Source organism: Hungatella sp. (genome assembly GCF_046966825.1).
On sequence record NZ_JBKVCZ010000068.1, the window covers coordinates 1 to 19403 of the forward strand.

At 49.5% G+C, this 19403-nt stretch carries 20 protein-coding genes and 3 pseudogenes; 22 read left to right on the top strand and 1 reads right to left on the bottom strand.

Annotated features, from left to right (window positions below; all coding sequences use genetic code 11):
• From ACLTD4_RS19490 to ACLTD4_RS19560, 15 genes and pseudogenes are all read left to right on the top strand, one after another.
• Positions 1-1235 (top strand): annotated as a pseudogene (locus tag ACLTD4_RS19490) (hypothetical protein); the annotation flags it as partial.
• A gap of 763 nt (positions 1236-1998) precedes the next feature.
• Positions 1999-2475, top strand: a pseudogene (locus ACLTD4_RS19495) (hypothetical protein); the annotation flags it as partial.
• A gap of 87 nt (positions 2476-2562) precedes the next feature.
• Complete coding sequence (locus ACLTD4_RS19500) at positions 2563-2901, top strand: DUF3852 domain-containing protein (RefSeq protein WP_117634802.1); 339 nt, start codon at positions 2563-2565, stop codon at positions 2899-2901.
• Between the two features lie 48 nt (positions 2902-2949).
• Positions 2950-3537: a DUF4259 domain-containing protein gene (locus tag ACLTD4_RS19505; RefSeq protein ID WP_117634804.1), complete on the top strand. Its 588-nt coding sequence runs from the start codon at positions 2950-2952 to the stop codon at positions 3535-3537.
• A gap of 11 nt (positions 3538-3548) precedes the next feature.
• Positions 3549-4280 (top strand): hypothetical protein, encoded by a 732-nt coding sequence (locus tag ACLTD4_RS19510; RefSeq protein ID WP_243008431.1) that lies wholly within the window; start codon positions 3549-3551, stop codon positions 4278-4280.
• A 24-nt stretch (positions 4281-4304) separates the two neighbouring features.
• Positions 4305-4760 (top strand): hypothetical protein, encoded by a 456-nt coding sequence (locus tag ACLTD4_RS19515; protein ID WP_412331483.1) that lies wholly within the window; start codon positions 4305-4307, stop codon positions 4758-4760.
• Positions 4739-5641 carry a conjugal transfer protein TrbL family protein gene (locus tag ACLTD4_RS19520; RefSeq protein WP_412331484.1) on the top strand — a complete coding sequence of 301 codons (903 nt, stop codon included), beginning with the start codon at positions 4739-4741 and terminating at the stop codon, positions 5639-5641. Before ACLTD4_RS19515 ends, ACLTD4_RS19520 begins: the two co-directional genes overlap by 22 nt.
• 22 nt (positions 5642-5663) lie before the next feature.
• Positions 5664-6065, top strand: a complete 402-nt coding sequence (locus ACLTD4_RS19525) for a DUF4406 domain-containing protein (protein ID WP_117634839.1) — start codon at positions 5664-5666, stop codon at positions 6063-6065.
• A gap of 22 nt (positions 6066-6087) precedes the next feature.
• The gene (locus tag ACLTD4_RS19530) at positions 6088-6600 is read left to right on the top strand and encodes a hypothetical protein (protein ID WP_117634808.1); all 513 of its coding nucleotides are present in this window, start codon (positions 6088-6090) and stop codon (positions 6598-6600) included.
• Positions 6601-6610: 10 nt separating this feature from the next.
• A complete protein-coding gene (locus ACLTD4_RS19535) occupies positions 6611-6871 on the top strand; it encodes a hypothetical protein (RefSeq protein ID WP_002565937.1) in 261 nt (86 codons plus the stop codon).
• Positions 6868-7469 (top strand): annotated as a pseudogene (locus tag ACLTD4_RS19540) (hypothetical protein). The gene ACLTD4_RS19535 and the pseudogene ACLTD4_RS19540 overlap by 4 nt, the downstream one beginning before the upstream one ends.
• A 140-nt stretch (positions 7470-7609) precedes the next feature.
• Positions 7610-8374: a Fic family protein gene (locus ACLTD4_RS19545; RefSeq protein WP_117634810.1), complete on the top strand. Its 765-nt coding sequence runs from the start codon at positions 7610-7612 to the stop codon at positions 8372-8374.
• Between the two features lie 83 nt (positions 8375-8457).
• Entirely contained in the window at positions 8458-10287 is a 1830-nt protein-coding gene (locus tag ACLTD4_RS19550) for a VirB4 family type IV secretion system protein (RefSeq protein WP_117634812.1), read from the top strand.
• A 16-nt stretch (positions 10288-10303) separates the two neighbouring features.
• On the top strand, positions 10304-11389 hold the full coding sequence (locus ACLTD4_RS19555) for an amidoligase family protein (RefSeq protein WP_117634814.1): 1086 nt from the start codon (positions 10304-10306) through the stop codon (positions 11387-11389).
• Positions 11390-11402: 13 nt separating this feature from the next.
• On the top strand, positions 11403-11918 hold the full coding sequence (locus tag ACLTD4_RS19560) for a gamma-glutamylcyclotransferase family protein (protein WP_117634816.1): 516 nt from the start codon (positions 11403-11405) through the stop codon (positions 11916-11918).
• 41 nt (positions 11919-11959) lie between these two features.
• On the opposite strand, the gene ACLTD4_RS19565 is transcribed toward ACLTD4_RS19560, so the two are convergent.
• Entirely contained in the window at positions 11960-12334 is a 375-nt protein-coding gene (locus ACLTD4_RS19565; protein ID WP_117634818.1) for a helix-turn-helix domain-containing protein, read from the bottom strand.
• 167 nt (positions 12335-12501) lie between these two features.
• Here ACLTD4_RS19565 and ACLTD4_RS19570 point away from each other — a divergent pair, with 167 nt between their 5' ends.
• From ACLTD4_RS19570 to mobP3, 7 genes are all read left to right on the top strand, one after another.
• Positions 12502-13506 carry a C40 family peptidase gene (locus ACLTD4_RS19570; RefSeq protein WP_117634820.1) on the top strand — a complete coding sequence of 335 codons (1005 nt, stop codon included), beginning with the start codon at positions 12502-12504 and terminating at the stop codon, positions 13504-13506.
• 425 nt (positions 13507-13931) lie between these two features.
• The gene (locus ACLTD4_RS19575; RefSeq protein WP_264469643.1) at positions 13932-14066 is read left to right on the top strand and encodes a hypothetical protein; all 135 of its coding nucleotides are present in this window, start codon (positions 13932-13934) and stop codon (positions 14064-14066) included.
• A gap of 216 nt (positions 14067-14282) precedes the next feature.
• Positions 14283-14558, top strand: a complete 276-nt coding sequence (locus ACLTD4_RS19580; protein WP_117634822.1) for a DUF6103 family protein — start codon at positions 14283-14285, stop codon at positions 14556-14558.
• Positions 14555-14818, top strand: coding sequence for a hypothetical protein (locus ACLTD4_RS19585; protein WP_117634824.1), 264 nt, complete (start codon positions 14555-14557; stop codon positions 14816-14818). Before ACLTD4_RS19580 ends, ACLTD4_RS19585 begins: the two co-directional genes overlap by 4 nt.
• Positions 14819-15145: 327 nt before the next feature.
• The gene (locus tag ACLTD4_RS19590) at positions 15146-15583 is read left to right on the top strand and encodes a ribbon-helix-helix domain-containing protein (RefSeq protein WP_118077425.1); all 438 of its coding nucleotides are present in this window, start codon (positions 15146-15148) and stop codon (positions 15581-15583) included.
• 592 nt (positions 15584-16175) lie between these two features.
• Entirely contained in the window at positions 16176-16514 is a 339-nt protein-coding gene (locus ACLTD4_RS19595) for a hypothetical protein (RefSeq protein WP_118077424.1), read from the top strand.
• 12 nt (positions 16515-16526) lie between these two features.
• Positions 16527-19397 (top strand): MobP3 family relaxase, encoded by a 2871-nt coding sequence (gene mobP3 / locus ACLTD4_RS19600; protein WP_118077423.1) that lies wholly within the window; start codon positions 16527-16529, stop codon positions 19395-19397.
• Positions 19398-19403: the final 6 nt, after the last annotated feature.

Genomic DNA, 19403 nt, shown 5'->3' on the forward strand with positions numbered 1-19403 from the left:
GGGCAAAGATACTGGCTGTGCTGGCAATGGCTTTGATGCTTATGTCTCCTCTCACTGCATATGCAGTCGGGGAAGGGAATCTGGATGGAGGCGGCGGGTCCATGGGACAGGGAACCTCACAGAACAAGTGGACGCCCGGCATGGAGGGCGTGAGGGTGACGGTCATCTTGGCGGATACCAGGACCCCGGTGACACAGCCCATTGACTTTACTAATAAAAGGCCGACCAATATCCAGCTGCACTTTAGGAAGGTTAGCAAGCTGTCCTATAACAAAAGGACTGCGCTGAGTGCAAGCGGTGAGGCTTATACGTTCGTAAATCCGAGACAGTCCCTGCCGCGGATCATCAGCTCCCAGAGTCTTGGTGCGGCCAGTATTGAGGCGATAAAAAGCTATTTTACTGACGAGCAGGTCATCCGTAGCATTGCGAACCTGACAGGAATGGACTTTGAAGTGCTGACAAACGGCAAGTATAAGCTGATGCTGGAACCGATTGCCTACGTTGTGTTTCAGGGGGTGAACGTGGCAATGACTGCCACGGAAGCTGCCCTGTATGATCAGACGGTAAACGGCGCTATGCGGGCAATGCTCCCTACGGTTGCATTTCAAAATCTGCCTCTGTCCATGTTTTTGGAGACCGCAGATTTAGGCTATCCTGCCTGGAGCGGACCAAAGTCTGGTGTGCGCTCCAACCGGGAAATCATCACGTCCCTGGGGCTGGGAATTGTGCGTTTTAATGAGACAACCACGCCGCCAGCCGTGGATGCATTTGACTATGAGTACCGGGTGAATACGGAAGTTATCACCGCTGTGACTGTAAGAGGAGGCCAGTCAGATCCGGATCACCCGGTCTCGGTTACCTTCCGGGTGGCCGGAAAGACGATGCGCGTGGATCACGTATATTATCCGGATGGGGACAGTCAGATTGCCTGGATTCGCTGGACCACACCTTCCACACCGCAGACCATGACCATACATGTCACGGTATCCGGCGGGGGAAGGACCGACAAAAACACGATTACAGCCAATATCGTAGACTTGAGTAAGAATCCTCCTCCGGATCCTAATGCGGATGATCGGAATGACGGATTTACAATCCTATCAGTTCCAAGTAGGGAACAGGTGACGAGAGCCGATTGGGGTGTGTGGAGGCCATGGTGGTATTCTTACTGGGTCTGGCACAGTGGTGACGATGATGACGATGGATATTGGTGCGACCATGCGCGCTTCGTTTTCAGTTAATCTGTGTAGAAATGCACAATAAAGCTGAACAGATTTGCAAAGGAAATCTGAACTCTGTATTTGAATCGGCAGGTGTAATTCCTGCCTGACCTCGTGTGAGAGGTGACAAAATCTCTAATACTCCGACATGCGCTGGCAGGCAATGAGTCCAGTGTATGAAGCTCGGTGAAGAGCGGTAAAAACGCCTGTGATGGGGCAAGTAACCGCGGGGGCTAAAAAACAGTCATGCTTAGTATGTCGAAAGGCTGACGAATACTTGAACGTACAGCTCGTAACACCAAGGATACCAAAATAAGAAGGTATTTGCCCCGAATGGGGTACTGTCGTTGGACGGCATCTGTGGTCGTCCCGTCCAACAGAAAACCATAGGGAAACCGTGGTCGAATGTCTTTAGCAAGCGTCACACCGGTTAAAGATGGCAGTCGGGCTACAGAGTAGAGCTAAAACTGTTATATAAAGCTAGAATGCAGGGAACGAAGGAACCGCAGCAGAGAACGGTAAGTCGTTAAAAGAGTTATTGCACTCGCTCTAACAGGTAGGAAATGGCCTGTGAAGCTGTGGGACGGCAGCCCGTAGTAGTGAGGAAGCATCGTAATGGGTGTGGAGCGAAGGGGCATAGTCTGTACAGGAATCGCAACTGTATAGATGGAGCGCCGTGTGAGGGGAAACTCTCACGCACGGTGCGAACCGGGGGAAAAGCCCTCTGACTGCCTGTTCGCAATATGTGGACAGGTAAAAGATGTGGCTTACCTATCGGTACGGCTGGTGGGAATTCGATTATGACCGTTACCATGCCAGTCTATCTGCCGAGATGAAAATCCATCCAGATGAGAAATCCCCGACCGCTTCCGGAGATACACTGAAGTCAGGATATGGCATCCAGGAGACAGTGACAGCAGGGGTGAGCACCAATCAAAGCCATGCAGTGACAGAAGCCCAGAATGCTATCACATACTTTCCAGAATTTGATTATCAGAACTACTGGCGTGTACTGGAGCGGATGGGGCGGGGATACCAGACACGGTTTGGGTTTGAGGAAAACCCATTCAGTACCTATGGGCGGAGGACACATTTTCTGCCGATCTGGTATCCCGATGGCAGATACACGCCCTATACCTGGCTGATTGACTGCTGGACGCCGGCGGGGATGCTGTCTATGAATCTGACGGATTCGGTCCAGGTGCGAGGGAATCTTTGGCAGGATTGGCATATTTCGCCTCAGAAACCGAGGTAGGATAACGGTTTTTAGGGTATAAAAATAGGTAAATAAAGTGAGGGCTGCAGGATTTCTGCGGCTTTTTCCATATGAGAGGAGAGCCATATGAAAAAGTTTAAATGGATGATTGCACTGATTGTTGTTTTACTTCTGACTACCATGTTTGGAATGACTGCCTTTGCAGCTAACACTGGGAACGTAGCAGGAGCAGTGGAAAGCACCTGGAAAGCGGCCTCGTCCCAGATCAAGACGGTGGTCAACAACGTGGTGTTCCCGGCGATTGATCTGGTATTGGCGTTACTATTTTTCATCAAAGTAGCTACTGCCTATATGGATTACCGAAAGCATGGTCAGATTGAATGGACTCCGGCCGCTATTTTGTTTGCAGGGCTGGTATTCAGTCTATTTGCTCCGATGTATGTGTGGCAGATTGTTGGAATCTAAGAAGTGAAATAAGATTTTGTTTGGAATAAGGATATGGGAGGAAGAAGAATGGGGTGCTGGGGAATCACGGCATTTGAGTCGGATGAAGGTCTGGATGCGATAGATTTTATCAGGGAGAGTCTTCCGGAGAATGGTAAACTGGAGCTTGAAACATTGCTGGAAGCCCTGAAGCGAGACTCATGGAATGCGCCTCCGGATGTAGAGATGGCAGGGGCCCACACCAGTGTGATGGCGTTGGCGGAATTGATGTTGAAGTTTGTAGATAGGGCTGTCAAGAGCCTGGACGATGAGGAGGACTGGAATACGGAAGAGCATAAGTTTTGTTCAATCACTTCTTTCACCGCATCCAGAGAAACGGTCCATTGGATTCGGAACTATATTTTTGACACACTCCATGCTATAAAGAAATATGCTGAGTCCCAAACAGGGGATGGTGCGAAATGGGGAGGCTGGTTTGAGGAAAAGAATTGGATTGACTGGCAGGAGCATATGGCGGAACTGGTCAGCCGTCTGGATATATTTCTCGAATCTTCAGAGGCCGAAATAGAGCTGATTCCATTACAAAGTCCAGAGGATCAGGAGATGGAAAATAACAGAGAGGCGGAATGGCCTTTACAGAATAAACTTGGACTGTGAGGCACAATGGGATGTCAATTGCAGAAAATCAGGAGAAAGATATGGTATCAAATGACAGACAGGATAAGTTACTGATGGAAACGTGTATTAAGCATTTGACCCAATACGCAGCTATGATCAAAACGAACCAAGGAGCGCAAAGCGATGAGAGCATTGGTCGGTTGAGGAAAATGATCGGGGAGATGGAGGCATATTGGGATTTAAGTGATCGAAGGGACCGTGAAGAGCAGTTTGACAAAACGCTGCAGCGTGCAGTCCAGACGGGCAGGACGAATCGGATATCAGAGGAACAGAAAATTGCCGCTGTGAATGGATTATACCGTTATGCGAGTGAAATGGTTTCCGCACAAGGTGTGGAGGCGGCAGAGCGGGTGAAAGAGGTTCAAGCGGTTATCAGGGAATTGGCAGATGGATGGGACATGGATAAAGCATGGGCGGCTCATCTGTGTTCCCTCATTGGGAGTATGGCAGGATATAAAGAACAGCCGCCATCAGAAACAAGGGAAGAGAGCCGCTTTTTTAAAGACATTTCAGCCGTGGCTGAGAAAATGGGGTTTGAGGTAAAAGGAGTAGAGAACGGATTGCTGCAGCTGTATCTGGAGGGAAGCCGTGTGGCGGAGGTTGATGAAAGCGGGAGCATGTTGTACCGTCCTAATCCGAACGTATTCAAACTGATGGATGAGATCGAAGCATGGAAGAGCAGAGAAGAAAACCTGCATATGCAGGACGGACTCCAAATGTAACACAGGCAGGGAGGGACGCTGCTTATGAAATCATTAAACGAACACTTGGCGTATTATGACCCGATGAGGGAATCCAATGAGCGCTATCTGCCGGAGGATCAGGAAACGCTCCGGTACTCCCGGGTATCTGTAATTGCAGATGGAAAAGTAATAGGGGCATCCCTCTATCCGGATCACGTACTGGATATGGCATTTTTAGAAACACCGTTTATGCGACAGCTCTGCCGGGATTATCAATACGCAAGGAAGCTGGAAGTCAGGATTGAGTGTTATGAACACAGTGGAGAGGGAGAAGGTCGGGGACTGGTCGGCGGTGAATTTACGCTGTTCTGTCTGGGAGCGTTGGATTTGAAGATAGTATCCACCCGGAACATCTGCTTGTGGGAAGGAGGACGGATGTCCAGTCTGTTCGGGAAAGAGACCGGAAATATGAGGATTAAGAAAGAGGTGATGGTTCGATGTTTATCTGGGACTTCGTAGCGGATACGGTTCTCGGCCAGATCGTGGACTGGATCTATGGCCAGATGATTGGGTTTCTGGGAAATTTTTTCTCGCTCATGGGGCAGATGGGGGCAGAGCTGTTCGAACTGGATTGGATCCAGGCGATTGTCCTGTTTTATTCACAGCTTGCCTGGGTGCTCTATGTGGTGGGATTTGTGGTGGCGGTATTTGAATGTGCCATTGAATGCCAGAGCGGCAGGGGAAGCGTCCGTGATACGGCGCTGAATGCATTAAAAGGTTTTATGGCGGCCGGTCTTTTTTCCGTTGTGCCGGTAGAACTTTACAAATTCAGTGTGTCCCTCCAGGGAGAGATTACCAGAGGAATAACAGGGCTGGGTGGTGATTTCGGTTCCATGGCAGGGAATATCATTGACAGCCTGGCGAACTCGGGAACCCTGCAGGATGCGATGGTCAGCGGGGTGTTCGGTGGGATCAATACAATCACGAATCCAATCCTGATGATTTTTATCCTGTTTATGATGGGGTATTCCACGATTAAAGTGTTTTTTGCCAATCTGAAACGGGGCGGGATTCTGCTGATACAGATTGCGGTGGGAAGCCTGTACCTGTTCAGCGTTCCAAGGGGGTATATAGATGGCTTTACGAATTGGTGTAAGCAGGTAATTGGTATCTGTCTGACTGCTTTTTTACAGGCCACGATGCTGATTGCCGGCCTGATGGTGCTGAGCAAGAATGCCCTTCTGGGGCTGGGGATTATGCTGGCGGCAGGGGAGGTGCCGAGGATTGCCGGACAGTTTGGATTGGATACCAGTACCAGGGCAAACCTGATGAGCAGTGTGTATGCGGCCCAGAGCGCGGTGAATCTGACCAGGACCATTGTACAGGCAGCGGCGAAATAGGAGGAACTGATTGGAGAGCAGGATGATTTATATCTGTTCCCCCTATGCGGGGAATACAGAAGAAAATATAGCATTTGCAAGACAGGCATGCGGTTATGCCATCCGGCAGGGAGCGGTTCCTCTGGCACCCCACCTGTTATATCCACAGATACTGAATGATTCCGTGCCGGAAGAGCGGGAGACAGGAATCCGCCTTGGGCTGGAGATGCTGGAGCGGTGTGAGGAACTTTGGATATGCGGGGACCGGATGTCGGCGGGAATGAAGCGGGAAGCGGCATATGCCAAAGCCAGGGGGATTCCGGTGCGCCGGATTCCTGTATGTGAGATCATGGGAAATCAAACGGTTCAGGAGATGGGGGAAGCTATAAGGGAAGGGCCGGATACCAGCCAATCGCACCAGAAAAATGTCCAGTTTGGGATGTGACCGCGGGAAGGAGGTGGAGTTCTTGCACTTATATTTTCATACCAACACAGAGATGGCACTGTATTATATCAAGGCGTTATTGCGGGATGGGGATGAGCATCCCATGTCGGAAATCTATGATTATGTGATGGAAAACTGTAAAGGCCATGCCGTGATGGGGGAGCCGATGCGTGCAACGGTCATATCTTCGGCGCTCTGGCGGCTGGCGCATACGGACGGAAGCGGTTACTGCCGTCTGCGAAGAGGCGTGTATCAGATGGGGGACCCGAAAAAAACCATGAAGGAGACGCCGTCCATTTATGAACGGGCCATCCGAATTGTAAGCAGGGCGGAGCGGGAGCTGGCAGGCAGTTTCTATGTGAACCTGGACCAGGGATTGGATTTAAAAACATCCATCGAGGCCCAGAACACTGGCCGGGAGGTGCTTGACAAGTTGGGACAGATTAAGGCGGAACTGGCGGCCATGCAACAGGAATTTACAAACGAAATGGAGTGTGGACAGGACCAGACGTCCGGTATGTCCATGGAACTGTAGGAGGTGGAGGATGTATATTTACCCGGAACATTTGAAGGCAAGGGCTGTCATGTGGCTGTGGCAGCTTCGGGATCTGACCGTGATTGGGGTGGGAGTATTGTTTTCTGTGCTTGCGGCGGTCCAGACCGGGGTGATTATCCCGGCGCTGATTACGGCTGCCTATGCCTTTTTAACCATCCGTTTTGAGGATACCAGTATCCTGGATTTTATCAGCTATGCCTGTGCTTATTTTTTCAGGCAGCAATTTTTTGAATGGAGGATGACCAGATGAGCAGAAAAGGGAAACGGGAGGGGAAGACAACAGCTAAACAAAGGCTCTCCACCAGGCAGCTGATGAACACTAGGAGGATTACAGAGTACAGCCTGGAGACCTATGACGGGGATGAACTGGTGTACTTCATGATTCGCCCCACCAACCTGTCGGTCTTATCAGAATCCAGTGTAGGGGCAAGGGTGTATGCCCTGATGAATGTGCTCAAGGGTGTGGCGGAGATTGAGATGCTGTGCTTGAACAGCCGGGAAAATTTGAGGAGAACAAGGGATTTCTGCGTAGGAGGGCGGAAGAAGAACGCAATCCGGTCATCCGCCAGCTGCTGGAGCGGGATCAGATTTTCTTAGACCGGATTCAGGTACAGATGGCAACGGCCCGTGAATTTTTAATCCTGATCCGGCTTAGGAATCAGAAGGGGAAAGATGTGTTTTCGTATCTGGACCGCATTGAAAAATCCCTAAAGGAACAGGGATTTGATTCCAGACGGGCGGATGAGGAAGACATTAAACGGATTCTGGCAGTGTATTACGAGCAGAACGTGACCAGTGAGAAGTTCGAGGATTTTGATGGGGAGCGGTGGATCATTCCGGATGATTAAAGGCGGGAGGCTGAAGAAATTTCAATAGGAATCGTAAAGCCAGCCTTGATGGGAACAGTAAATTGATGGTTACGATTCAATCAAACTGTGGTATACTGTAAAAGAAATGCAATTATCGTGAGAAGGAAGGAGTGGATTGTTTGAATTACCCGGAATTATTGAGAAAAAGGGATTTATACCAGTCTGGCAGGGCGTCCATCCCAGAGTTGACGCTGCAGTCCTACGAGCAGGCGTTTGAGATAGAATATACCCATAACTCTACCGCCATTGAGGGAAATACCCTGACTCTTATGGAGACAAAGGTGCTGTTAGAGGATGGGATTACCATGGGCGGAAAGAGGCTGCGGGAGATTTATGAGACCGTCAACCACCAGAAGGCATACCGCTATGTGAAGGAGTGTATCGCAAAGGAGCAGCTTCTGGATGAAAAAATCGTTAAGGATATCCATGCACTGTTGATGGAGAATATCTTTGTGGGAGGGATTTACCGGAACGTAGACGTGTACATTTCCGGAGCGCAGCATACCCCGCCATCACCTGGTGAAATGTACCGGCAGGTCAAAGATTTTTATGCCGATCTCATATGGAAGGGGAAAGAAATGAATCCCATTGAACTGGCGGCATGGACCCACGCTGAGTTTGTGCGAATCCATCCTTTCCCGGATGGCAATGGGAGGACCTCACGTCTGATTATGAACTATCAGCTTTTGGCAAATGGATTTCCTGCTGTGTCTATCGCAAAAGAGAACCGGCTGGATTATTTCAATGCCCTGGAAGCCTATGCGGTAGAGGGTAATCTGGTCCCGTTTGCAGAAATGGTTGCAGGTTTGGCCGACCAGCAGCTGGACCGCTACCTGGGCATGATGGAGCCTTCGCAGGACATGCAGCAGAATCCAAAGATGTAACAACAGAAGAACAAAACGGCATGACGCCGGATGCAGAGATGTGTCCGGCGCTTTTTTTGCGCCAAAATCAAGGAGGGAGAACGTTGAAACATGCAAAAACCACCCCGGTGGCGGAAAAGGAGGACGTACGCATCCAGGAATTTCTGGACATGATTGCGCCCTCCGTCATCAAGTTTGAAACTGACTACTTCATCTGTGGCAACACATACCGCTGTGTCTGGGCGCTGAGGGAGTACCCGACTTCCACAGAGGAGCAGGCAATCTTAAAACGGCTGGGAGAAAAGGATGGGGTCACTTTAAAGATTTATACCCGCCATGTCAGCGCAGCGGAGGAGAGGAAAATCATCAGCAATGCCGCCAGTAAGAACCGGCTGAATCAGTCCAGTACCAATGATTTGCAGCAGACGGTCCAGGCGGAGAGCAATCTCCAGGATGTGGCGATGATTGCGGCAAGGACCCACCGCAACCGGGAACCGCTCCTGCATACGGCTGTTTACATGGAACTGACCGCCAATGAATACGACCGCCTGAAGCTGTTACAGACGGAGGTGCTGACCGAGCTTATTCGTTCAAAACTGAACGTGGACCGGCTTCTCCTGCGTCAACAGCAGGGCTTTCAGTGTGTGATGCCAAGTGGGAGAAATGTGTTCCGGGATCAGTTTGAGCGGGTTCTGCCGGCCAGCAGTGTGGCAAATCTCTATCCCTTTAATTACAGCGGAAAGACGGATCCCCATGGTTTTTATGTGGGGCGGGATAAGTTTGGGAGTAACATTCTGGTGGATTTTAACCAGAGGGCGGACGATAAGACCAACGGTTCCATCCTCATCCTGGGCAACAGCGGCCAGGGAAAGTCCTATCTGTTAAAGCTGCTCCTGTGCAACCTGCGGGAAGCCGGACTGGATGTCATCTGCCTGGATCCGGAAATGGAATATGAGGACCTGACCAACAATCTTGGGGGCTGTTTTATCGATCTGATGGGCGGCCGTTTTTTGATTAATCCCCTGGAGCCAAAGGTATGGGATGAAGGGGAGGGCCCGGAGGATCCGGATGCGCCGGAAACCTTCCGGATCCGGAGCCGGCTGAGCCAGCATATCAGCTTTTTAAAAGACTTTTTCCGCTCGTATAAGGACTTTACGGACCGGGAGATTGACGTGATTGAGATTATGGTCCAGCGCCTCTACGCCAAGTGCGGGCTTACGGATGAGACGGATTTTCAGAGGCTGGGCTCAAAAGATTACCCCACCCTTTCCGAACTGTACGAACTGATTGAGGCGGAATATAAAGGATTTGACAGCAGGGAGCGGCAGTTGTATACCGCGGAACTGTTACAGAACATCCTTCTGGGGCTCCACTCCATGTGCAGGGGACCGGAAGAAAAGTTTTTCAACGGCCATACCAATATCACGGATTCCAGCTTCGTTACTTTCGGTGTAAAAGGGGTCCTGCAGGCCAGCCGGAACCTTCGTGATGCCCTGTTGTTTAACACCCTTTCGTTCATGAGCAACCGGCTTCTGACGGTAGGGGATACGGTGGCAGGACTGGATGAATTTTACCTGTTCCTATCCAACCTGACAGCGGTGGAGTATGTCCGAAACTTCATGAAACGTGTGAGAAAGAAAAACTCCTCTGTGATTCTGGCCAGCCAGAACCTGGAGGATTTTAATATTGAGGGGATCCGGGAATATACCAAGCCGCTGTTCTCCATTCCCACCCACCAGTTCCTGTTCAATGCAGGGGCTGTGGACGAGAAGTTTTATACGGATACCCTGCAGTTAGAGGCGAGCGAATTCAGCCTGATCCGCTATCCCCAGCGCGGTGTGTGTCTCTATAAATGCGGGAATGAGCGTTACAACCTAATGGTGACGGCGCCGGATTATAAGGCAAAGCTGTTTGGAAAGGCAGGCGGACGATGAGCCGGGAGGTGGTTCCATGGACATGAAACAGCAGCGGTTTGGGATTGAGATTGAGCTGACGGGGATCGCCAGGAAACGTGGGGCGGAGATTGCAGCTGCCTATTTTGGCACCCAGTCCTACTATGAAGGAACTTATTACGACACCTATGTTGCGCTGGATTCCCAGGGCAGGGAATGGAAATTCATGAGTGACGCCAGCATAAAACCGGAGAGAAAAGAGGGAAAGAGCCGCGTGGCAGCCAGTGACAGCTATAAAACCGAGATGGTGAGCCCCATCTGCCGTTATGAGGATATCGAGACCATACAGGAACTGGTGCGGAAGCTGCGGGAGGCAGGAGCCCTGGCGAATTCCAGCTGTGGGATCCATGTGCATATCGATGCCTCATCGTTTGACGCAAGGACTCTGCGCAACATCACTAATATCATGGCGGCAAAGGAGGATTTGATCTATAAGGCGTTGCAGGTATCTGTGGCCAGACAGAATCGCTGGTGTAAACCGGTGGAGGAGCGTTTTTTGGAGGAACTCAACCAGAAGAAACCGGGGACACTGGAAGAAGTGAGACACATCTGGTACAACGGGGCCAGCCGGCAGCGGGATCATTATGATGAAAGCCGTTATCATTGTCTGAACCTTCATAGTGTGTTCCAGAAAGGGACTGTAGAGTTTCGATTGTTTAACGGGACGACTCATGCAGGTAAAATCAAGGCATATATTCAGCTCTGCCTGGCTATCGGGGCCCAGGCCCTCAACCAGACCAGCGCCAGCCGGAGGAAAACGCAGACAACCAATGAGAAATATACCTTCCGTACCTGGCTGCTTCGGCTGGGATTAAACGGGGATGAGTTTAAGACAGCGCGGCTTCACCTGCTGAAACATCTGGATGGCTGTATTGCTTGGAAGGATCCGGCCCAGGCTGAGGCCCAGAAAGAACGTCTTAGACTGAAACGGGAGAAGGAACAGCAGATGCGGGAGGAGAGGGGGACCTTTGGATCAGAATCAGACAATGAATCAGAAATAAGGGAGCAAGTAATACAGGAAGAAAATATGCACATAGAGGCCGAGGCACAGTCCCCGGTCTTTTCTATGATGACAGGAATGTAAAGGAGAAACAGGAATGGCAAGAAGGACAGGAAAAAATGCAACACAGGAGCGGCTGTACATTGCTTACGGCAGCAACTTAAATCTTCCCCAGATGGAGCGGCGCTGCCCGACTGCAAAGGTGGTGGGAACCAGTGAAATCAAAAACTACGAGCTGTTATTCCGTGGTGTGGCTACTGTGGAGCCGAAGGAAGGAGCGAGTGTTCCAATTCTGTTATGGAAGATTGAGACTCTCGATGAGGCTGCATTGGACCGGTATGAGGGCTGGCCTCATCTGTACCGGAAGGAGATGATGGATGTAGAGCTGGAAGGAAAAAGTGTCTCCGCTATGGTTTACGTGATGAATGACGTGCGCTTTCTCGGGATGCCCTTGGAATCCTATTACAAGGTAATTGAGGAGGGATACCAAACAGCCGGATTCGATACGGCTGTGCTGGAACATGCCCTGGAGCGGACAGAGGAGCGAATGAAACAGGAGGAGTCCCAGTATCACCAGCAGCGTTTTCATGATCTGGACGGCTTTCATTTATAAGGCAAGCAAAAAAGCTGCTCATACAGCGGCAGCTTTGCGCGTTAATCATTCTGATTTTCAGCAATCGTAATCGTTTTAAGATAGGCACCCAAAAGTTCCTTGAGTTCCGGAAGATACTTTCCATCCAGACCGGAAAGCATGTCTGTGATGGCGCTGACATCGGTGACCTGTTCGGTTCCGAACAGGATATAGTCGGCAGAGAGTCCAAGTACACGGGCTAGCCTTCCCAGCAATGCAACGGAAAAGCCCCGGTCACCGCGCTCAATATCGGAAAGAAAGGAATTGGATATTTCGGAAAGCTCAGCCAGCCGTTCCCGGCTATAACCAAGGGCTTTCCTCTGGCGGCGGATGCGCAGGCCGATTTCCTTTGCGTTGTTTTCAGTCATATGTTCACCCCGTTTCATACACGATATCAACAGTTTAACCTACTTTATTGCACATATACAGCGTGTTAATCGGTTGAATAAAACCGATATAATGTATAACGGAGAACGGATATAGCGACACATGGAAGGAGCGTGCCGGTTTTATCCCTGCCATCTTAAAGCGAAGAAAAAAATAGAGTAGAAAGGAGAGAAACGATATGGCAGCTCCAGCGGCGCTTCTTGCTGTCAAGGCGGCAGTAGCTGTGGCGGTGGATAAACGTGGGAGGAATGTGATTGCCTCGGTTGTGGCGGCGGTTCTGGTACCGTTTGTTTTAGTGATCATTATGCTGTTAAGCATTATGGACGGGACCAGCTCCCATAACGTGTCTGCGGTTGACCAGGTGTTCCGGGACGGAATCATTTCCAGCCAGGTGCCTGAAGAATACCGGAAGTACATTGTGGACATGCGGACCAGCTTTACCTCCCTGGAGGATTTGATCGCAGGGATCGATCATGTGGAAGATGGGGAACTGGATACGGAACGAATCAAATCTGTTTTTTATGCCATGTATTTTGGCAGCGCACAGCCGTCACTCTTGGCACAGAAAGAATTTGTGGACTGCTTTGTGGAGTACGAGGAGCGGGAGGATGAGGACGGGGATTCCTACACGGCGGCTATCCCTATCACAGACCTCAGCACTGTGTATGATAACATCAGGCAGCGCCTGGGGCTGGAAATCGGGGCAGAGCAGGAGGCAAATGCCCAGAGAATCTATACCGTTGCAGTATACGGTTCGGCTGTTCCGGGAGGGATGATGGCCGGAGCTGCCATGGGAGATGGCAGCTACCAGGCACTGTTTACAGAGGCAAGCAAGTACATTGGATTTCCTTACCGGTGGGGCGGTTCAAACCCGCAGACTTCCTTTGACTGCAGCGGTTATATCTGTTGGATTTATACCCAGTCCGGAGCGTACCAGCTGCCACGGACATCAGCCCAGGGAATCTTTGACCAGTGCGCTGTGATTCCAAGGAAGGAAGCGAAGCCGGGGGATCTGGTGTTCTTCACAAAGACCTATGCTTCCTCTACTCCGGTCAGTCATGTCGGCTTGTATGTTGGCGGGAATCAAATGTTACATTGCGGGGATCCCATCGGTTATGCAAACATTGATTCCAGCTATTGGCGCAGCCATTTTTATGCATTTGCCAGACTTCCGGCCGCTTAGGTGTTGAGTAACTGATAAAGTTGCAAAAAAGATTGATAATTTACAATAAAAAATGATAAAAGCTGTTTCAACAAAAAAGTGACAAATGGCTTGATAAAAACAGTATGAAAAAGACAATTATGTTTGATAATGCAGGGCCGTTTCTGAAACGCATATCTGCTTGAAACAAATATTTTAGAGTGAGCACGTTTAAGTATAGCTTTGCTTTTATGCCGGATGAAATCAAACGGTATTTTATCAAACATAATTGTAAAAATTGTGCTGGAAATTATCAGTTTTAATTGTAAACAGACATTGGGTTTGATTGCTTTTCGCGAATATCTTTGGTGGTTTTATGTATCGACTTGTGAATCAGTATAAGATATGTTGGCTGGTAAAAGGAGGTGAGGAATCATAAATGAGCTGGAAGAGCAGGCAAAAAACTGATGGCAACGCGTGTTCGGGAAGTCAGAGATGAATACAGGATGAGCAGGTCCAAGACCTATGATTTACAGGTGAAGGAGCATGTGGCAAGAATGGACCGCATCCTTCATTCACTGTCAGATGAGGACCACGAATGACTGGACAATCAGCTGCTTGATAAGTTCTGCATATGCGAGACGGAATGCCGGGAGTTATATATGGCCGGTTTCCGGGATGCCATGCGTTTGCTCATGACGATTGGTCTTTAACAAACAGAATATGAATCGGAGTAGGGCCGCTATGGATAGTAGCATAGCGGCCTGTTCTGATTGTGAAAACTTTGAAGTCACATACTCATGAAAGGGGAAGTCGGAATGAAAAATACTACATTGACGCTGACCTTCAACACGGAGCGGCTAGATGCCCTGACCTATCATATGGGCAAAAAGGAAGCGGATCTGAAGGAGGAGTTAGGCGATTACCTGCAGAAGATGTATGAGAAATATGTGCCGCAGGCCACCCGGGAGTACCTGGATGACAGGATTTCCAGGGAAGGAGCAGCAAAGCCGGCCAGGCCGAGACGGCAGGCAGAAGAGAGCCATGCAAGGAATCAGACGTGCCAGGAATTGGGACAGGCGGGCAGTGTATGAGGTATCAGGATCAGCATGGCAATGAGATTACCGAGGGCATGTATCTCCGGTTTGAGGATGGCAGTGTAGAGCAGGTCTATGCCTGCCAGACAGGAGATGAGAGCGATCTTGGGATTAATGCCAGCAATGAAGCCTATCTGCAGGCTCACGGTTTGGGGGATTTTCCCCATGAATTATACCCGCTTTCCGAGTTTGATCTGTCAGAAGTGGAGATTTGCGAGCCGGAGCTGGAACTGCGGCAGCCTGGCATGATGGGATAGAGCATCCATTCCGGGAACGTGAGCCTGTATTTGGCCGTTTGTGCCGCTTTGGCAGGCGGAGTGGGACTGGGATACCCCGGCAGGAATGACGGCCTTGTTGGGCCTTTGTAGCCGGAGGTTATACGGACAGGTAGCTGCAGGACTGGTTGGGTCGAAAGTGGTGCAGGTTAAAGGGGTTATGCTGCTTTTGCAGCCTAACCCCGAGAAACACCGGCCGGCAAAGCCGTCCGGAGATTCTGGTTTGAATACTTTGTTGGCGATAAGAGGAAAATATGGTGCTGATGGGGCAAGAAAATGGCGTAAGTACAGGGAAGCTGCGGCATTTTTATGATTACCGAAGGAGGGGAGGAACTGGAGGAGGAAACAAAGAAGGTGCGCATAGGCGTTTACATGGAGAAGGAGTTGGTAGACCGGGCCGATGAGCTGTTGAATTTTGCCGGAGCCCGCTCCAGAAATGAGTTCGTGGCGGAAGCGGTAAAGTTTTATATCGGATATCTTCATTCTAGAAAAGCGGAGAACTATCTGCTTCAGACATTATCTTCCGTCCTCACCGGTACGGTACATGACAGTGAAAATCGTCTGGCCCGGATGGATTTTAAACTGGCAGTGGAGTTGTCCAAGCTGGCGCATGTGATCGCGTATTCCCATGACGTGGATGAGGAAGCGCTGCACAGACTGCATGTGAAATGCGTGGAGGAAGTAAAGCGGATCAATGGTGCGATTGAGTTCGAGGATGCTTATCGGTATCAGAAACGGGAAGTTTAAGTAATGATAAAATAAAAAGAATGATACGAGAGAAGATTCAATATGGCACAGGATCAGAGGATGGAGGTTATCATCCACCGGTTAGCGAGAGAGGCGTTGCAGAATCGGAGAGCCGAAGCCAAAGGATCGGGAGCTGCTGGATGAACTGGAGACATTGGGTACAGAGGTTAAAGCATTGATGGAACAGCTTCCGGCTTTAATCACTTTCAACAGGTCATAGTGGGAGGTGAAAATACAATGAAACAATGGAACTTTATAAGAGGCGGTGCCGGGCTTATGCTGTGCGTGATTCTGATGGCTGGATGTGCAAAATAAATGCCCCTATCCAATGGAAGCAGCGGCGCTGTGGTTCCGGAACATGTTCCGGAGCCGGCTTATATTTCTGATACCTCACCGTCAGACTGTTAGCTCTGCGGGGAGGGGAGGGACTCTGATTCCGGCATATTGGGAAGAAGATAACATTGGAATCATTGACTTAAATCCGTTCTGAATTTCTCATATCAGCATCAATGAATATGATGATCATGGCAGAAGAATTAAAAATGGCTGGAGCGGTTCTAGTTTCAACATGCTGACAACAGGAGAAGATGGTATGTCCGTGTGGGGAAGTACAGACAACAGCCGGGGCTACTATTCCGGGCAGGCCAGTATGAAAAGCCATATAGGTTTGGACTTGGAGGAGGTATCTGGGTTTCTCTGTACCGGCTGCCTCAATACACTGTTGGATGAGTGCTATGATGAAACGTATTACAATCTCGGAATTGTAAATTTTAAAACACGTGAAATCCTTCTGTTGGAGAAGAGGGTGACAGCATTTGTTTTTGATAACTTTTATATAGACTGCAACTATTATGAAGACGAACCGGGAGAGGGTGAATACGGCTTTGATTTATTGATATTTTATTGCCCACCGCGCTATAAGAGTTCATAGAAGGAACATGTTATGCCTAAAATCATTTTTACCAGCCGCTATATGAAGGCTGCACCAGCTGCTCAGCTTGCAAACTATGTGAAATACATCGCTACCAGGGAAGGGGTAGAAAAGATTGATGAGAGCAAGCGGGAACTCCCGGCAACCGTAGCACAGAAAAAACTGATTTCCCAGCTTCTCAAGGATTTTCCAGATGCCAAAAATATGTTAGAGTATGAAGATTTTAAAATACATCCAACAATTGGAACTGCGTCTGAATTTATTTCCACTGTGTTGGAATGGAACCAGGATCAGCTCTCGGACCGGGAGAACTATGTGGACTATTTGGCGAACCGTCCTCGTGTAGAACGTGTGGGAGAACACGGACTTTTTACAGATGTTGGGACTCCAGTGGTGATTTCCAAGGTGCAGGAGGATGTGAAACATCATAAGGGACCGGTATGGACACACGTGGTCAGCCTGCGGAGGGAGGATGCAGCCCGTCTGGGATATGACTCTGGAAAGCAGTGGCGGGAGCTTCTGCGTTCCAAGCGGGCGATGCTCAGCAAACACATGAAGATTGATAGTGAGAACCTGCGCTGGTATGCTGCGTTTCACAATGAAAGCCACCACCCGCATGTTCACATAATGGTGTTCTCTGCGAAAGATAATGATGGATATTTGACGGAGCCGGCGATTGAAGCCATGCGTTCCGAACTGGCTCATAGTATCTTCCGTCAGGATTTTGCAAACCTCTATGAAGAGCAGAACCTAGCTCGCACGGATTTGAAAAAAGAAGCGGAACAGCTGATGAAAGAACTGTTGAGTCAATTGGAACAGGGAGTGCTGGTGAATCCGGAGATTGAAAGACGGATCTGTCAGCTTGCCGACCGGTTGCAAAAAACAAAAGGGAAAAAAGTATACGGTTATCTGAAGGCGGATGTAAAAAAAATAGTAGATCAGATAGTCGATGAGCTGGAAAAAGAACCTGAGGTTGGGAAGCTGTATCAGACCTGGGGAGAATGGAACAATCAGATTTTACAGTTTTACTCCAACAACCCTCCGCCGCTTCCGCCCTTATCAAAACAGCCACAATTTAAAAGTATTAAAAATATGGTGATTGCCGAAGCATTACAGATCGGCAGTCACCATTTTATATTTGATGAGGAACCGGAGGAATTAGAACCAACAGAATTACCGCAAGAGAAAGGGCTGGATGAATTACTGGAAGAAGCGGAGACGTATGAAACATCGGTAGAAATCAACACACCGAAACGGGAAGCCGCTTCAAATACCTATGCCGGAAATCAATCTCATGTTACATGGGGGGATGAGTACCGGGAAGCGCGAAACTGCTTATACGGGAGTGAAGAAGTTGAGCCTGACTTTGCACGGGCATGCCAACTGTTTCAACAGGAAGCAGAAAAAGGAAATGCACTTGCCATGTATGATCTTGCCCGTATGTTTGCTGATGGACTTGGCAGGGAAGCGGATCCTAATGCCGCACAGAATTGGTATGCAAAAGCGATTGCTGCATTTATGGAAGCAGAGTTCTCGGCAAAAGAAAGGCAGAAGTCCTATCTGCAGTACCGGATTGGGAAAATGTATGCGGCAGGTCTAGGTACGGAGCAGGACTATGGAGAGGCAGCGGAATGGTTTGGGAGAGCTGTCAGACAGAATCATAAGTACGCTCAATATTCTCTGGCCGGTCTTTACTATAGAGGACAGGGAGTCGAGCAGGATTACCGGCAGGCACGAAATCTCTATCGCTGTTCCGCAGAGCAGGAAAACCCGTATGCAGGTTATGAGCTGGCAAAGATGTACCGTGATGGAATCGGAGCAGAACCGGATGGACAACAAGCGGCTACTTACTTTGAGGCGGCCTTCCGAGGCTTCCTTGCGTTGGAAAGTAAAAGCCATGATGACAAATTGCAATACCGCCTGGGGCAGATGTTTTATACGGGAACTGGAACTAAAAAAGAGGAAACAAAGGCGGTAGAGTTCTGGCAGAAAGCAGCCAGGCTGGGAAATGCAAATGCTCAGTATTCATTGGCAAGCCATTGGCTGAAAACAGGGACCGGAGATTTACAGCAGGCGTTAGAGTGGATTCAGAAAGCCGTAGAAGGAGAGAATACAGCGGCCATGTATTCCTTGGGGAAACTGTATCTGGAGGGCGAGATGGTTCCACCGGATATTAAACGTGCAATTGAATTATTTGAGAAGGCAGCCATGAAGGGACATGATTATGCAGCGTACCGTCTGGGACGTCTCTATCTGTCGGGAGAGAAGATCAAAAAGAATGTGGAGCTAGCAATGGAATGGCTTGGGCAGGCTGCGGGTGCCAACAATTTATATGCACTTTATACATTTGGCAAGTTGTTCCTTATGGGAGCGGATGTACCGAAAGACATTGAACGGTCCATCTATTACTTCAAACGAGCTGCGGAAGGCGGCAATGAGTATGCAGAGTTTCAGTTGGGGAAGTTGTATCTTCTGGGAGAGGATGTTCCGAAAAATGTAGAGGAAGCGATTACCTGGATTTCCAGTTGCGCGGACCGTGGAAACCAATTCGCCCAGTATGCGCTGGGTAAATTATATCTTTGCGGGCGGGATGTTCCGAGGGATCGGGAAAAAGCCATTTCGCTGTTGGAGGCAGCGGCAGCACAGGGAAATATTTATGCCCAGTTTTTGCTGGATCATCTGGACTCATTCCAGGATCCATCTGTTTTTCTGTCAGCAACTAGGCTTTTGAATCAACTGACTAAGATATTCCAGGAAGAAGAACGGAGAGAGAGAGCAAGGCATATCAGTGTGGATCGAAAAATGCGGCGTAAAATCCGGGAGAAAAAAGTGGCGCAGGGCCATAAGGGAGATGACCATGAGCCGCAGGAACTGTTGTATTAAAAAATA